Here is a 14,627-nt window from a genome sequence, read left to right on the forward strand (position 1 = left end):
TGTGAAGCGGGCGCGCTTGCGCGATGAGTGTTGTATATCCTTGGCGCCTTGCTGCGGTGGCCCGGTGCTCTATAAGGAACGCCGCTACTCTGTATTTCTTCAATAAAGACCTCTTGTCATGCCCAATATTCTTCTTGTCGAAGACGACACCGCGCTCTCGGAGCTGATTGCCAGCTACCTGGAGCGCAATGGCTATCAGGTCAGTGTGATCAGTCGCGGCGATCAGGTGCGCGAACGGGCCAAGGCCAGCCCGCCGGATCTGGTGATCCTCGACCTGATGCTGCCGGGCCTGGATGGCCTGCAGGTCTGTCGCTTGTTGCGTGCCGACTCGGCCACCTTGCCGATCCTGATGCTGACCGCCCGCGATGATAGCCATGATCAGGTACTGGGTCTGGAAATGGGCGCCGACGACTATGTGACAAAACCTTGCGAACCGCGAGTGCTTCTGGCCCGGGTGCGCACCTTGCTGCGCCGCAGCAGCCTCGGCGAGCCGCAGGCGGCCAGCGACCAGATCCTCATGGGCAACCTGTGCATCGACTTGTGCGAGCGCACCGTGACCTGGCGCGAGCAGTTGGTGGAGCTGTCCAGTGGCGAGTACAACCTGCTGGTGGTGCTGGCCCGGCATGCCGGCGAAGTGCTGAGCCGCGACCAGATCCTCCAGCGGCTGCGGGGCATCGAGTTCAACGGCACCGACCGTTCGGTGGACGTGGCCATTTCCAAGCTGCGGCGCAAGTTCGACGACCACGCTGGCGAAGCGCGCAAGATCAAGACCGTGTGGGGCAAGGGCTACCTGTTCAGCCGTTCCGAGTGGGAATGCTGATTCCATGCTGCGCATCCTGGTCCGGCTGTACCTGATTACCATCGTCGCCTTCAGCGCGGCGATCTACCTGATTCCGGACCTGGTGATCAAGGTCTTCCACGAGCGCTTCGTGGATTACAACCTGGAACAGTCCCGAGGCCTGCAAGGCCTGATCGTCAAGCAGTTCCGCGCGGTTCCCGCCGCGCAGTGGCCGGATCTGGTCAAGGAAATGGACCAGGAATTCCATCCGCTGCAAGTGGCCCTGGTGCGCATCGACGACCCGGACTTCAGCCTGTACGAGCGTGAACGCCTGGCCCGCGGCGAAAAGGTGGTCCGCCTGGGGGACTGGGGCTGGCGCACCCTGGCGGTGTCGCCGCTGGACGAGCAACTGGCGGTCAAGCTGGTGGTGCCGCCGGATCCGCTGGACGTCAACCTGCTGTACTGGAGCATCAACGTACTGATCGTCGCGGTGCTGCTGGCTTGCCTGCTGCTCTGGGTCAGGCCGCACTGGCGCGACCTGGAACGCCTGAAACGCACCGCCGAGCGTTTCGGCAAGGGGCACCTGGGCGAGCGCACGCAGCTGCCCGGCAGTTCCAACATCGGCAGCCTGGCCCATGTCTTCGACACCATGGCCGGGGACATCGAGCAGTTGCTCAATCAGCAGCGGGACCTGCTCAACGCCGTGTCCCATGAGCTGCGCACGCCCTTGACCCGACTGGATTTCGGCCTGGCCCTGGTGCTCTCCGACGATCTGCCCGCGGCCAGCCGCGAGCGCCTGCAGGGGCTGGTGGCGCATATTCGCGAGCTGGATGAACTGGTGCTGGAGCTGCTGTCCTACAGCCGCCTGCAGAACCCGGCCTGCCTGCCGGAGCAGGTCGAGGTGTCCCTGGACGAGTTCATCGACAGCATCCTCGGCAGCGTCGATGACGAGCTGGAGTCGGAGCTGGTCATCGATGTGCTGTTGCACGGCACCCTGGAGCGTTTCACCCTGGACCCGCGGCTCACCGCCCGGGCCCTGCAGAACCTGCTGCGCAACGCCACCCGCTACTGTGAAAAACGCATCCAGGTCGGGGTGCTGGTGAGCGACGAGCGCTGCGAAATCTGGGTCGACGATGACGGCATTGGCATTCCCGACGATGAGCGCGAACGAGTGTTCGAGCCGTTCTATCGCCTGGATCGCAGCCGCGACCGCTCCACCGGCGGTTTTGGCCTGGGGCTGGCCATCAGCCGCCGCGCCCTGGAAGCCCAGGACGGCACCCTGACCGTCGAGGCCTCGCCCCTGGGGGGCGCGCGTTTTCGCCTGAGCCTGCCGCCCCCGACCACTCGCTGAACGGCGCCCACCGCCTTGTAGCCGCTGCCGAACCTGCGCGGCTGCGATCGCCGACGCAGTCGGCGCAAAGCTGCAACAACGCGGCGTCTGCTCCAGCGTGCCCTTAGGGCCCGTTCGCAGCCTGCGGCAGCGGCTACACAAACCGGCGTGCCTTCAAGGGCGCGCGCCAGCCTGCGGCCAGTCCCGCTTTTGGCCAATGCGCTGCCTTACGGCTCGTCACCGTCGCTTGCTATAGTTCGGGCCTCATTTTCCGCCCAGTAAAGGATCACTGCCATGTCCGAATACCAAGCCTTTCGCGTCGAACTCGCTGACAACATCGCCCATGTGCAGATCAATCGCCCGGAGAAGATCAACGCGATGAACGCCGCGTTCTGGAGCGAAATCGTCGAGATCTTCCGCTGGATCGACGACACCGACGCGGTGCGGGTGGTGGTGCTCAGCGGCGCCGGCAAGCATTTTTCCTCGGGCATCGATCTGATGATGCTGGCCGGGGTGGCCAACGAACTGGGCAAGGACGTGGGCCGCAATGCGCGCCTGCTGCGGCGCAAGATTCTCCAGCTGCAATCCTCCTTCAATGCCGTGGACAACTGCCGCAAGCCGGTGCTGGCAGCGATCCAGGGCTACTGCCTGGGCGGCGCCATCGACCTGATCAGCGCCTGCGACATGCGGTATGCCGCCGATGACGCGCAGTTCTCTATCAAGGAAATCGACATCGGCATGGCGGCGGATGTCGGCACACTGCAACGTTTGCCGCGTATCATCGGCGACGGCATGCTGCGCGAGCTGGCCTACACTGGGCGCACCTTCGGTGCCGAGGAGGCGCGCCGCATCGGCCTGGTCAATCGCACCTACAGCGATGCCTCAAGCCTGCTGGACGGGGTCATGGAGATTGCCCGGGAGATTGCCGCCAAGTCGCCGATCGCCGTCAGCGGCACCAAGGAAATGCTCAGCTACATGCGTGACCACCGGATCGACGACGGCCTGGAATATGTCGCCACCTGGAACGCCGCCATGTTGCAATCCACCGACTTGCGTGTGGCCATTGCCGCCCACATGAGCAAACAGAAACCCGAATTTCTGGATTGATAGACGATGATTGAACGCTGGACCACCGCAGTACTGGATACCGAACTTTCCGGCGGCTGGGCCGTGGCCCGTGGCCCGGACGGCTTTCTCTATGACGACAACGGCGCGCTGTTTCCCCGGCACTGGCTCAAGGGCCAGGACCTGCCGCTGCTGGCCGAGCACGGCATCGGCCACCTCGATGGCGAGCCGGTGTACCTGCTGGAGCTCAGTGGCCGCGCCGAGGTGCCCGGCTGCGGCTGGAAAGGCCTGCGGGCCTTCATGCTGGAGGGCGATCACACCCTGTACAAGGTCCTGGGCTACGCCGCCCAGATCGGCACCTGGGCCCGGGAACATCGTTTCTGCGGCAGTTGCGGCCGGCCCAATGTGCAGGTGCCCGGGGAGCGGGCGATGTACTGCGAGTCCTGCGATCTGCGGGCCTACCCGCGCATTTCACCGAGCATGATCGTGCTGGTCACCCGCGGCGATGAAGTGTTGCTGGCCCGTTCGCCGCGTTTCGTCACCGGGGTCTACAGCACCCTGGCCGGCTTTGCCGAGCCCGGCGAGTCGGCGGAGGACTGCCTGATTCGCGAGGTGCGCGAGGAGGTGAGCATCGAGGTCAAGAACATCCAGTACGTGGGCAGCCAGTGCTGGCCGTTCCCGCACTCGATGATGCTGGGCTTCCATGCCGAATACGCCGGCGGCGAGATCGTGCCCCAGGAAGACGAGATCGAGGACGCCCAGTGGTTCAACGTCCATGCGCTACCGCCGTTGCCGGCCTCGCGCTCGATTGCCCGCTACCTGATCGACCTCTACGTGGCGCGTCGCCTAGGCCACGCTGAACCAGTGCTGCCAGGCTAGGCGCACGGTCAACCCGAGAACCACGGTGATGAACACCGGGCGAATGAACTTAGCACCACCGCTGATCGCGGTGCGTGCCCCGAAGAAGGCCCCGACCATCACCGACAGGCCCATGCACAGGCCGATGATCCAGTCCACCTGCCCGGAGAACACGAACACCGACAGCGCCGCGATGTTGCTGACGAAGTTCATGCTGCGGGCCACACCGCTGGCCTTGACCAGATCGATGGGGTAGAGCAGCAGGCTGCTCACGGTCCAGAACGCCCCGGTGCCGGGCCCGGCCACGCCGTCATAGAAGCCCAGGCTGAAGCCCTGGCTCGACTGCCACTTCTTCTTGATCGGTGCATCGCTGTCCAGCGGCGCCTTGGGCGTGCCGCCGAACAGTAGGTACAGGCCACAGGCGAAGACGATCACCGGCAGCATCTTGTTCAGCCACTCGGCCGGCAGGTAATGGGCGACGATGGCTCCGGTCAGCGCCCCCACCAGGGTGCCGATGATGGCGTGCATCCACTGCCGCGGGTGGAACAGCTTGCGCCGATAGAAGGTGAAACTGGCGGTGGCCGAGCCGAAGGTCGAGCTGAGCTTGTTGGTGCCCAGTACCAGATGCGGCGGCAAGCCCGCGGTCAGCAGGGCGGGCGTGGTCAGCAGGCCACCACCGCCGGCAATGGCGTCGATGAAACCGGCGATGAAGGCCACGAGGGCAAGGATGGCGAGGGTGGTCAGGTCTACGCTGAGTTCGAAGGGCATGGATTCGGCTTATTGTTCGGCGGGAAGCGCAAAGGGGGCTGCGCGAAAGATCGCCATCTTACCTGCAACCCCGCCCGCTGCGCGACCGCCTCGACCTTGGTCTGGTACCCCTATCGTAGGAGCCGGCTTGCCGGCGAATGGGTCCTTGAGCCTTGCGCACGATCGGAGGACGCCCTCGCTGGCAAGCCAGCTCCTACGGACGGCGCAGGGCCCGGAAAGCGTAGGAGCCGGCTTGCCGGCGAATGGGCCCTTGAGCCTTGTGCGCGATCGGAGGACGCCCTCGCTGGCAAGCCAGCTCCTACGGACGGTGCAGGGCCCGGAAAGCGTAGGAGCCGGCTTGCCGGCGAATGGGCCCTTGAGCCTTGCGCACGATCGGAGGACGCCCTCGCTGGCAAGCCAGCTCCTACGGACGGCGCAGGGCCCGGAAAGCGTAGGAGCCGGCTTGCCGGCGAATGGGCCCTTGAGCCTTGTGCGCGACCAGAGGGTGCCTTCGCTGGCAAGCCAGCTCCAACGGACGGTGCAGGGAAGGGTCAGCGTTGCGGGCCGTTGCCGATCTGCCAGACGAAGGGCGGCTCGGTGCCGTTGATCTGCCAGTCACCGACAATCCGCGCCTTGTAGATCACCGGGTTGTGCGAAGACACGGTCCGCGCGTTGCGCCAGTGCCGGTCCAGGGCCTTGCCCTGGCGAATATCCGAGGCCCCGAGGGCGTTGAACAGTTCGCTGGTGGCGCGCTGGATCAGTTCGGTCACCACCACCTGGGCCGTGGCCGATTCGATTTCCGCCGCCACATTGGCCGCTCGTTCCTTCACCTCATCCCCGGCAAAGCGCGCCAGGTAGGCCTGCTGGGCCGGTGCCGCCGCGCGGACCGCTGCGGCCTCGGCCGCATACACCAGGGCGGCAATCTCGCCCACCACTTGCTGCACCTGGGCGTCGGCGCTGACCTGAGGCGCGTTACCGTGGCTGTAGATGCGCTTGCGCACCCGCACTTCGTGGGCCACATCGCGCAGCGCGGCGCGGCCGATCCCGGCCAGGGTCGCCAGCAGCACCAGTTGGTAGAAGGCCGTCTGGTATTTGAAGCGGGTGGCGAAGTCGATGATGTTCTCGGCCTCGACTTCGGCGTCGTTGAAGCGCGAGGTGCCACTGCCGGTGGTGCGCTGGCCGAAACCGTCCCAGTCATCGCTCTGCTGGATGCCCGGCTGGCGGGTGCGCACCGCCGCGATCACATCGCCGCCGGTGTCGCTGCGCTGGGCATAGACGTCGATCCAGTCGGAGAAAATGCTTCCGGTGCTGTAGAACTTCTCGCCGTTGAGGCGCCATTTTTCGCCGTCCGGCGTCACCTTGGTTATCACCTGGCCAATCTCCACCGCGCCGATTTCGGTCCAGGCGCAGCCGACGATATCGCCCTCGACAAAGCGCTTGAACCACAGGTCCCGACCCGGCCCGGGCGGAGCATTGAGGCGGTCCTCGGCAAAGGCGAAGTGGCCGCGCAGGGCCTGGGGCACATTGGCGTCGGCTTCGGCCAGCTCGATCAGCAGCTGGAACAGCTGGGGCAGGGAGGCACCGCCGCCGCCATATTCCACGGGCACTCGCAGGGCACCGAAGCCGGCCTCCTTGAGCCATTGGATGGGTTCATAAGGCAAGGTGCGACTGTGCTCGCGCTCCACGGCTCCGGCGGCGATGCGCTGGAAGATCGGTCGGAAGCGCTCGGCCAGAGGCTCGTAATCGACCCCCAAGGACAATGGATTGATTACCTGGTGTTCAGTCATGGCGTAGCTCCTGGGTTCGGCAGAAAAAACAATGGGTGTCTGGGCGGGTCTTTGCACACAGCATGCCGACATCCCGCAGCCCGGTCTGCCTGGGGATGGGCCCAGGGGAGGGCCAGTCAACTGTTGCCCGGACAACACTTGATCAACAAATCGTCTGTTTGCGCGGTGTTTCGACGGCCCGCTCGCCGCGGACAGAGGGGCTTGGCCGACCCGCAGCAGCCAGGGCGCCGGCGTCGCCTGCCAGGGGACCGGAGCCCGGCCCGGGGCGCTTTGGCCGGGGGCCGCGAAGCGTCGTGGGCCGGTCGAGCCGGGCCCCCGGCGGTGACTGGCACGCTTGCTGCTCTGGTCCTTGCACCTTTACCTGTCCCGAGGACCGAGCCATGAGTCAGCAAGCCGTCAAATTTGCCTATTGGGTGCCCAACGTCAGCGGTGGTCTGGTGGTGAGCAAGATCGAGCAGCGCACCCACTGGGGCATCGACTACAACCGCAAACTGGCACAGATCGCCGAGGAGGCCGGCTTCGAATACGCCCTGACCCAGATCCGCTTCACTGCCGGGTACGGCGCCGAGTACCAGCACGAGTCGGTGGCCTTCAGCCACGCGCTGCTGGCCGCCACCAGCAAGCTCAAGGTGATCGCGGCGATTCTGCCCGGGCCCTGGCAACCGGCGCTGGCGGCCAAGCAGCTGGCCACCATCGATCAACTGACCAACGGCCGGATCGCGGTGAACATCGTCAGCGGCTGGTTCAAGGGCGAGTTCCAGGCCATCGGCGAACACTGGCTGGAGCACGACGAGCGCTATCGCCGGTCCGAGGAATTCATCCGTTCCCTGCGGGGCATCTGGAGCCAGGACCACTTCACCTTCAAAGGCGACTTCTATCGCTTTGACAACTACAGCCTCAAGCCCAAGCCCCTGGGCCGGCCGGAGATCTTCCAGGGCGGCAGCTCGCGGGCGGCGCGGGACATGGCGGCCAGGGTGTCGGACTGGTACTTCACCAATGGCAACAGCGTTGAAGGCATCAAGGCCCAGGTGGACGACATCCGCAGCAAGGCGGCGGCCAACCAGCACTCGGTGAAAGTCGGGGTGAATGCCTTTGTGATCGCCCGGGACACCGAGGAAGAAGCCCGGGCGGTGCTGGCGGAGATTATCGACAAGGCCGATCCGGAGGCGGTGAACGCCTTTGGTGACGCCGCCAGGCAGGCCGGCAAGGCCTCGCCCGAAGGCGAGGGCAACTGGGCCAAGTCCAGTTTCGAGGACCTGGTGCAATACAACGACGGCTTCAAGACCAACCTGATCGGCACCCCGCAACAGATTGCCCAGCGCATCGTCGACCTGAAGGCGGTGGGGGTGGACCTGGTGCTGGCGGGTTTCCTGCATTTCCAGGAAGAGGTCGAATACTTCGGGAAGCGGGTATTGCCCCTGGTGCGGGAGCTGGAAGCCCAGGCCCGGCTCAAGGAGCAAGAAGCGGCGGCGTGAACGGTGCCTTGCTTGCCGGCGAAACGGTTCACCAGCCTGATGCAAGGCTTGCGGACGCTTTCGCTGGCAAGCCAGCTCCTACGGGTGCGCTAGGTAAAAGAACCTTGGGCCGGGTTACAGGCCCAGGTCGCTAAGGCCTGGATGGTCATCCGGGCGTCGGCCCAGGGGCCAGTGGAACTTGCGCTCGGTTGACTTGATCGGCAGGTCGTTGACGCAGGCGAAACGCCGGGCCATCAGGCCTTGTTCGTCGAACTCCCAGTTCTCGTTGCCGTAGGAGCGGAACCAGTTGCCGGAATCGTCGTGCCATTCATAGGCGTAACGCACGGCGATGCGGTTGTCGGTAAAGGCCCAGAGTTCCTTGATCAGACGGTAATCCAGCTCCTTGGCCCATTTGCGGGTGAGGAAGGCCTTGGCCTCTTCGCGGTTGTGGGCGAACTCGGCGCGGTTGCGCCATTGGGTATCCAGGGTGTAGGCCAGGGATACCCGCTCCGGGTCCCGGGAGTTCCAGCCATCTTCGGCCAGACGGACCTTTTCAATCGCCGACTCGCGAGTGAAAGGCGGAAGGGGCGGGCGCACTTGAGCGTTAGACGACATGATCTGTCTCCAATGAAAGTTGCTGTTCAAACAAAGAAGTTGCTCTTGTTTAAAACAATCAGAGGTCCAATAACTTTCGCGCCATGCATTGCGCATTATCAGCAGCACTGTGATCGCCCATGACAAGGGCAACGGTAATGGCGCCATCGATCAGGATCAGCAGTTGCGCTGCCAGTCCCTCGGGATGTTGCACGCCATGTTCCTGGCAAAGCTCGGTCACGTAATCGAGCAGTTTCTGTTTATGTTGTTTCGCCACCTGGCGCACCGGGTCTTGTGGATCGCCAGTCTCACCGCTGGTGTTGATAAAGGCGCAGCCGCGAAAACCTTCGGATTCGAACCAGCCCTTGAGCACGCTGAACAGCGCCAGCAGCCGCTGCGCAGAGCCTTCGGCCCGGTTCACTTCGGTCCTGTACCAGTGCATCCAGCGCTGGTCGCGACGCTCCAGGGCGGCCACCACCAGTTCGTCCTTGTTGCTGAAATAGCGATAGACGCTCTTTCTCGACACCCCGGCGGTCTTCACCAACAGATCCATGCCAGTGGCGGCAATGCCGCTCTTGTAGATCAGCTTCTCGGTGACGTCGAGGATAATGTCGCGTGTTTCAGAGGGAGTGATTTCGTTCATGGAGCAAAGAGTAGAACGATCGTTCTCCTTGGTCAAATAATTATTTCGTTGGCCATCAAAGTTCCCCTGCCATGTAGGAGCTGGCTTGCCAGCGAAGGCGTCACCGGGTCTTGCGCAGCATCCGAAGGCCTCTTCGCCGGCAAGCCGGCTCCTACCGAATCAGGGGCTGCGGTTGCCTATGCAGGCGCTGGCTGCCAGTGAAGGCTGCGCAGTATCTCGCCATTCAGGGCGGGGAATGGTCTTGTACAGGTCGGGCAGGGGACTCAGCCTGTTCCATGGTGTAAGCTCTTGCGCTCTTTGGATTTGAGCCACTGCGAGCCCTATGCCGTCGCTTTTCAAACGTTCCCTGCTGCCCAAGCTGCGCAGCTTTCCGCTGGCTGCCGAGGCCTTCACCACGCTTGCCGGTGCTGCACAATTTCGCCGCACGCTGCTGGAGCAAATCGCCCAGGCCACCCGGCGTATCTACATCGTTGCCCTGTACCTGCAACAGGACGAAGCCGGCCAGGAGATCCTTGATGCCCTGCACGCCGCCAAGGCCGCCCGCCCGGAGCTGGACGTGGTGGTCGTGGTCGACTGGTTGCGCGCCCAGCGCGGCCTGATCGGTGCCGGCAAGCAGCCGGGCAATTCGGCCTGGTACCAGCACATGACCCGCACCCACGCCAGCGAAGTGCCGATCTACGGCGTGCCGGTGCAGACCCGGGAGCTGTTCGGGGTGCTGCACCTCAAGGGGTTCGTCATCGACGACTGCGTGCTCTACAGCGGCGCCAGCCTGAATAACGTCTACCTGCACAAGTTCGACAAATACCGCTTCGACCGTTACCACCTGCTGCACAACCAGGCCCTGGCCGATTCCATGCAGCACCTGGTGCAGCACGGCCTGGTGGCCTCGCGGGCGGTGCATCGCCTGGACCTGCCGAACCTGCCCAGCACCCGCAGCTTGCGCAACGACATCGGCGATCTGCGCAGCCGTCTCAAGCACGCCACCTACGACACCACCGCCGGCAGCCTGGACAAGAGCGAGCTCTCGGTCAGTCCATTGCTCGGGGTCGGCAAGGGCAACCCGCTGAACCGGGTGATCTGCGAGCTGATCGCCGGCGCCCAGCGCCAGCTGACCATCTGCACCCCGTATTTCAACCTGCCGCTGCCGGTGACCCGGGAAATCAACCGGGCCCTGGAGCGTGGGGTGAAGATCGACATCATCGTCGGCGACAAGACCGCCAACGACTTCTATATCCCCCCCAGCGAGCCGTTCAAGGTGATCGCGGCGCTGCCGTACCTGTACGAGATCAGCCTGCGGCGCTTCGCCAAGCGGCATCAGAAGGTGATCGACAGCGGCCAGTTGAACCTGCACCTGTGGCGTGACGGCGACAACACCTATCACCTCAAGGGCATGTGGGTCGATGAGCGCTACACCTTGCTCACCGGCAACAACCTCAACCCCCGAGCGTTTCGCCTGGACCTGGAAAACGCCCTGTTGCTGGACGACCCCAAGGGCCAGTTGCTGCCAGCGCGCAGCGCCGAGCAGGCGTTGATCTATCGCCACACCCGGCGCATTGAGCACTTCCAGTACCTGGAAAGCCTGGTGGACTATCCCGAGGCCGTGAGCAAGTTCCTGCGTCGGGTCAGCCGCGTGCGTATCGAGCGTCTGCTTTACCGCATGCTGTAACTCGGCGTCGCTGCCGAGCCTGCGGGGCTGCGCAAGGGCCCGCAGGACCTGCAGCGATCAGAGGGGCGCCATTGCCTGCGTTGGCATGCCGCCCAAGCCGCTCGCAGCCTGCGGCCGCGGTTACAGGGATCGGGGCTGTGGCCAGATGGCGATCAGTACCAGCAGGATCGCTGCCAGCAGGTAGGGCAGGCGCGGTTCGATGGCGTAGATCAGGCTGGCGGCCATGGGGCCGATGACCACGCCCAGGCCCTGGGCGGCGCCGATGCTGCCGGCGGCCGCGCCTTGTTCCGAGGCTTCCACGGCATTCGCCGCCAGGGCCGAGAACGACGGAAACACCCCGCCCATGCCCGCCGCCGAAACAAAGAACGCCAGCCACAGGCCCCAGGCGCTGTCCACCAGCATGCTGCCGGCATACCCCAGGGCCGAGAGCAGCGCGCCGTAGCGGATCATCCGCAAGGGCGGCCATTCCAGCTTGCGCACCAGCAGTTGGGCGCAGATCAATGCCACGCCGACCATGGCCAGGGCCACCCCGGCGGTCTGAGCCGCGGCGGCCGGGTCCAGTTGCAGGCGATCCAGGGCATAAAAGCTGACGGTGATCTGGGCGATGGACACACACAGCATGGCGACAAAGGCCACCGTCATCGCGCGCACCAACCGTGGGTCGTTCAAGCGGACCTGGCTGGGGGTGTGCCTGAGGTGCAGTTCCTGGCGCGGCAGCTTGTAGCGCAGCACCAGGAGCGCCAGCAACGGCAGCACCGCCATGGCGTAGAACGGCAGGCTCAGGCTGTAGCGGGCCAGCAGCGCGGCAATCGCCGGACCGACCACCAGGCCCACGGCGTTGGCTGCACCGAGGGTGGCCATGGCCCGGGCGCGATGCTCGGGTTCGACGTTGTCGGCGATCAGGGCGAAGCCGCCCACCGGAATCGCCGCATAAAAGGCACCGATCAGGCCGCGGCCGAGCATCAGGCCGAAAAAGGCCATGGCAACGCTGGGCACGCTTTGCAGCGACAGATCGATGAACAGGCACAGGGCCCAGTAGGCGAGGGTGAAGCCGGCGGTGCCCAGCAACAGTACCCGGCGCCGGCCGAAGCGGTCGCTGGCCTGGCCCCAGGGGCGCGCCAGGAGCATCCAGATCACGCCGGAAACGGTCACCGCGGCACCGGCGTGCCAGGTCTCCAGGCCCAGCGCCCGGGTGATTGGACCGATCAGCGAGACGAACGCCATCATCGCCATGGTGCAGGCCATGTAGGCGGCCATCAGCGGCAGCAGCGAGAAGGGCGTGGCAGTCAGCGGCGCGCCGGCAGCTAAGGGGCGAGACATGCGGGGTCTTCCATGAAAGCGATTGGGCCGTGAACGTTAGCGGGATAACGCGTCACAGCCCAGCCTTATCTGCACAGCGATGCTGTGGTTGGCCCGGGATCGGCTGGCGAAGAGGGCCTTGAGACGGGGGTTGGACTCAAGGTCGCTTTCGCCGGCAAGCCCACTGCTACGAGTGTTGCGATGAGCCACCGGTGTTGGCGCCTGGGCGGCGAGCTCAGTTCAGGCCCAGTTTGCCGCGCAGGGTCGAGAGGTCTTCGGCCAGGGTGTTGACCGGGCCCACCAGGGCCTTGCGGTCGCTTTCCTTGACCTTGTCGTAGGTCATGAAGCCGCCGTCGGCGGTTTTGTACTTGGCCAGGATGCTGTTCACCGTGGCGAAGTTCTTGTCCACCTTGGCGACAAAGGCCTGGTCCTGCCTGGCGATCTGGCCGCGGAACAGATCGACGATTTTCTTCGCGCCGTCGATGTTGCCCTGGAAGTCGTAGAGGTCGGTATGGCTGTAGCGGTCTTCCTCGCCGGAGATCTTGGTCGCGGCCACTTCTTCCAGCAGCGCGGCGGCGCCTCCCACGACCTTTTCCGGCGGGAAGGTCAGGCCGGCGACACGGGTCTGCAGGTCCTTGACGTCCTTGTTCAGGCGCTCGGCCAGCGCGCCCAGGCCGGCGGTGCTGTTTTCCGCGAACAGCGAGTATTCCAGGCGGTGGAAGCCGGTGAAGTCTTCGGCCTTGACGCCTTGCTCGTGGTCGTCGACCCGGGAGTCGATGGCGGCGTCGAGGTCACTGAAGAGTTCGGCGATCGGTTCGATCGATTCGTAGTAGACCCGGGTCGGCGCGTAGAGCTTGCGGGCGGTGGCCAGGTCGCCCTGTTTCACCGCGTCGGTGAACTGCTGGGTATGGCTGGCCAGCTCGTCGAGCTGTGCGGTGACGTAGATCTTGTAGTCGGAGATTGGCCCCACCAGTTCCAGGGGCGCGGTGGCGGCGAACGCCGACAGCGGAGCGTGGAGCAAGCCAAGGGTCAGCAACACAGCGAGAGGCGACTTTTTCATGGGACGTTTCCGTGGGGGTGGTGTTGGGGTGTCAGGCCGTGGTTGTCGCTCGGGTGGCATCGAGCAGCGAGCGGCCGATGAAATCCTCGGCGCCGGTGACCCCCGGCAAGGTGAAGAAGTAACCGCCGCCGGTGGGCTTGAGGTACTCCTCCAGGGGTTCGCCGTTGAGGCGGGTCTGTACCGCGATGAAGCCTTTCTCCAGGTCGGCCTGGTAGCAGATGAACAGCAGGCCCATGTCCAGCTGACCGTTCTTGTTGACGCCGTTGGAGTAGTTGAACGGCCGGCGCAGGATCAGGTTCTGCCGGGTCTGCGCGGTACGCGGGTTGGCCAGGCGGATGTGGGCGTCGAGCTTGGTGAGCTTGCCGTGGGGATCCTTGTCGTAGTCGGGCACCTGGCTTTCCTTCTGGCCGTCCATGGGCGCGCCCGTGGTCTTGATCCGGCCGATGATGCTTTGCTGCTCTTGCAGCGGGGTGCGGTCCCAGCGCTCGACGAAGTTGCGGATGATCCGCACCGCCTGGTAGCTGCCATGGGCCGCCCAGGCCGGTTCGTCGCTGCCGGGCTGGACCCAGACGATCTGCTGCATGGCCTGTGGGTCATTGGAATCGGGGTTGGCCGAACCATCGCGAAAGCCCAGGAAATTGCGTGCGCTCTGCGCCGGTTCGCCGGGTTTGGCCGGGGCCTGGGGCGGCACGCTGCCTTCCTGTTTCCAGCGCACCAGCAGCAGGTCGGGCAGGTTTTTCACGATGTCGCGCAGGGCGTGGATGTTGGTGTCGGCGGTGTTGGCGCAGAACTGCAGGCTCAGGTCGCCGTGGCAGCAGGCCGGCTCCAGGGCGTCGTTGGGGAATCCCGCCATGCGTATCAGGCGCTTGGGCTTGGCGGCGGCCAGGCCGAAGCGCTCGTCGAACAGCGAGGCGCCCACCGAGACGGTGATGGTCAGGTTGTCCGGGGTCACCACCGGGCCGAGGATGCCGGAGTCCAGGGGCGGCAGTTTCGGGTCGACCTGGGTCACCGGGCCGCCGCTCATGAGAAAGGCGATGCGCTCATTGAGGGTGCGGAACAGCCGCTCCAGCTCGTCGCGGTCGCGGGCCAGGACATCGAAGGACACCAGCATGCCGGCTGCCGGACGTGGGGTGACGATGCCGCTCTGGTGCCGGCCGTGGAAATCGTGACGGTCCAGGGTCCGGTCACTGCTCGGGGCTTCGGCGACCTGGGCCGGCGCGGCGGCCATGGCCGGACAGCTCAGGCTGCTGCCGGCCAGGGCCACGCCGGCGGCGCCCATGCCCAGCAGTACGCGCCGGCGTTGGGCGCTGAAGGAGGGGTTGGCTTGATCTGAATCGTTCATGGAA

General features: G+C 65.1%; 13 protein-coding genes. 6 read left to right on the forward strand and 7 right to left on the reverse strand.

Annotated features, from left to right (window positions below; genetic code table 11):
• The first annotated feature begins 118 nt into the window (after nucleotides 1–118).
• From POS17_RS13860 to nudC, 4 genes are all read left to right on the forward strand, one after another.
• Nucleotides 119–820 (forward strand): response regulator transcription factor, encoded by a 702-nt coding sequence (locus POS17_RS13860; protein WP_060839085.1) that lies wholly within the window; start codon nucleotides 119–121, stop codon nucleotides 818–820.
• A gap of 4 nt (nucleotides 821–824) precedes the next feature.
• Nucleotides 825–2,129 (forward strand): ATP-binding protein, encoded by a 1,305-nt coding sequence (locus tag POS17_RS13865; RefSeq protein WP_060839086.1) that lies wholly within the window; start codon nucleotides 825–827, stop codon nucleotides 2,127–2,129.
• 273 nt (nucleotides 2,130–2,402) lie between these two features.
• Nucleotides 2,403–3,215 (forward strand): crotonase/enoyl-CoA hydratase family protein, encoded by an 813-nt coding sequence (locus tag POS17_RS13870; RefSeq protein ID WP_060839087.1) that lies wholly within the window; start codon nucleotides 2,403–2,405, stop codon nucleotides 3,213–3,215.
• Nucleotides 3,216–3,221: 6 nt separating this feature from the next.
• Complete coding sequence (gene nudC / locus POS17_RS13875; protein WP_060839088.1) at nucleotides 3,222–4,052, forward strand: NAD(+) diphosphatase; 831 nt, start codon at nucleotides 3,222–3,224, stop codon at nucleotides 4,050–4,052.
• Here the strand turns inward: nudC and POS17_RS13880 are convergent.
• Complete coding sequence (locus POS17_RS13880) at nucleotides 4,020–4,799, reverse strand: TSUP family transporter (protein WP_060839089.1); 780 nt, start codon at nucleotides 4,797–4,799, stop codon at nucleotides 4,020–4,022. The genes nudC and POS17_RS13880 overlap by 33 nt on opposite strands.
• Nucleotides 4,800–5,329: 530 nt before the next feature.
• The gene (locus POS17_RS13885; protein ID WP_060839090.1) at nucleotides 5,330–6,565 is read right to left on the reverse strand and encodes an acyl-CoA dehydrogenase family protein; all 1,236 of its coding nucleotides are present in this window, start codon (nucleotides 6,563–6,565) and stop codon (nucleotides 5,330–5,332) included.
• A 380-nt stretch (nucleotides 6,566–6,945) separates the two neighbouring features.
• On the opposite strand from POS17_RS13885, the gene sfnG reads away from it, so the two are divergent.
• Entirely contained in the window at nucleotides 6,946–8,040 is a 1,095-nt protein-coding gene (gene sfnG / locus POS17_RS13890; protein ID WP_060839091.1) for a dimethylsulfone monooxygenase SfnG, read from the forward strand.
• A gap of 114 nt (nucleotides 8,041–8,154) precedes the next feature.
• Here the strand turns inward: sfnG and POS17_RS13895 are convergent, their stop codons facing one another.
• Together POS17_RS13895 and POS17_RS13900 are read right to left on the reverse strand one after the other, a co-directional pair.
• Nucleotides 8,155–8,634: a nuclear transport factor 2 family protein gene (locus POS17_RS13895; RefSeq protein WP_060839092.1), complete on the reverse strand. Its 480-nt coding sequence runs from the start codon at nucleotides 8,632–8,634 to the stop codon at nucleotides 8,155–8,157.
• Nucleotides 8,635–8,692: 58 nt separating this feature from the next.
• Nucleotides 8,693–9,256 (reverse strand): TetR/AcrR family transcriptional regulator, encoded by a 564-nt coding sequence (locus POS17_RS13900; protein WP_060839093.1) that lies wholly within the window; start codon nucleotides 9,254–9,256, stop codon nucleotides 8,693–8,695.
• Between the two features lie 322 nt (nucleotides 9,257–9,578).
• On the opposite strand from POS17_RS13900, the gene pssA reads away from it, so the two are divergent.
• Nucleotides 9,579–10,922 (forward strand): CDP-diacylglycerol--serine O-phosphatidyltransferase, encoded by a 1,344-nt coding sequence (pssA, locus tag POS17_RS13905; protein ID WP_060839094.1) that lies wholly within the window; start codon nucleotides 9,579–9,581, stop codon nucleotides 10,920–10,922.
• 120 nt (nucleotides 10,923–11,042) lie between these two features.
• Here the strand turns inward: pssA and POS17_RS13910 are convergent, their stop codons facing one another.
• The 3 genes from POS17_RS13910 to efeB form a co-directional block, all read right to left on the reverse strand.
• Nucleotides 11,043–12,242, reverse strand: a complete 1,200-nt coding sequence (locus POS17_RS13910; RefSeq protein WP_060839095.1) for an MFS transporter — start codon at nucleotides 12,240–12,242, stop codon at nucleotides 11,043–11,045.
• 214 nt (nucleotides 12,243–12,456) lie between these two features.
• Complete coding sequence (efeO, locus tag POS17_RS13915) at nucleotides 12,457–13,281, reverse strand: iron uptake system protein EfeO (protein ID WP_060839096.1); 825 nt, start codon at nucleotides 13,279–13,281, stop codon at nucleotides 12,457–12,459.
• A 31-nt stretch (nucleotides 13,282–13,312) separates the two neighbouring features.
• Nucleotides 13,313–14,623: an iron uptake transporter deferrochelatase/peroxidase subunit gene (efeB, locus tag POS17_RS13920; protein WP_060839097.1), complete on the reverse strand. Its 1,311-nt coding sequence runs from the start codon at nucleotides 14,621–14,623 to the stop codon at nucleotides 13,313–13,315.
• Between the last annotated feature and the right edge of the window lie 4 nt (nucleotides 14,624–14,627).

The sequence above is a fragment of the Pseudomonas sp. Os17 genome (genome assembly GCF_001547895.1).
GTDB lineage: Bacteria > Pseudomonadota > Gammaproteobacteria > Pseudomonadales > Pseudomonadaceae > Aquipseudomonas.

Excerpts from the sequence above, each read along its gene's own strand:
- efeO (WP_060839096.1), bottom strand. The coding sequence starts at position 13,281 with ATGAAAAAGTCGCCTCTCGCTGTGTTGCTGACCCTTGGCTTGCTCCAC.
- efeB (WP_060839097.1), bottom strand. The coding sequence starts at position 14,623 with ATGAACGATTCAGATCAAGCCAACCCCTCCTTCAGCGCCCAACGCCGG.
- POS17_RS13865 (WP_060839086.1), top strand. The coding sequence starts at position 825 with ATGCTGCGCATCCTGGTCCGGCTGTACCTGATTACCATCGTCGCCTTC.
- POS17_RS13910 (WP_060839095.1), bottom strand. The coding sequence starts at position 12,242 with ATGTCTCGCCCCTTAGCTGCCGGCGCGCCGCTGACTGCCACGCCCTTC.
- POS17_RS13900 (WP_060839093.1), bottom strand. The coding sequence starts at position 9,256 with ATGAACGAAATCACTCCCTCTGAAACACGCGACATTATCCTCGACGTC.
- POS17_RS13860 (WP_060839085.1), top strand. The coding sequence starts at position 119 with ATGCCCAATATTCTTCTTGTCGAAGACGACACCGCGCTCTCGGAGCTG.
- POS17_RS13895 (WP_060839092.1), bottom strand. The coding sequence starts at position 8,634 with ATGTCGTCTAACGCTCAAGTGCGCCCGCCCCTTCCGCCTTTCACTCGC.
- POS17_RS13880 (WP_060839089.1), bottom strand. The coding sequence starts at position 4,799 with ATGCCCTTCGAACTCAGCGTAGACCTGACCACCCTCGCCATCCTTGCC.
- nudC (WP_060839088.1), top strand. The coding sequence starts at position 3,222 with ATGATTGAACGCTGGACCACCGCAGTACTGGATACCGAACTTTCCGGC.
- POS17_RS13870 (WP_060839087.1), top strand. The coding sequence starts at position 2,403 with ATGTCCGAATACCAAGCCTTTCGCGTCGAACTCGCTGACAACATCGCC.
- POS17_RS13885 (WP_060839090.1), bottom strand. The coding sequence starts at position 6,565 with ATGACTGAACACCAGGTAATCAATCCATTGTCCTTGGGGGTCGATTAC.
- pssA (WP_060839094.1), top strand. The coding sequence starts at position 9,579 with ATGCCGTCGCTTTTCAAACGTTCCCTGCTGCCCAAGCTGCGCAGCTTT.
- sfnG (WP_060839091.1), top strand. The coding sequence starts at position 6,946 with ATGAGTCAGCAAGCCGTCAAATTTGCCTATTGGGTGCCCAACGTCAGC.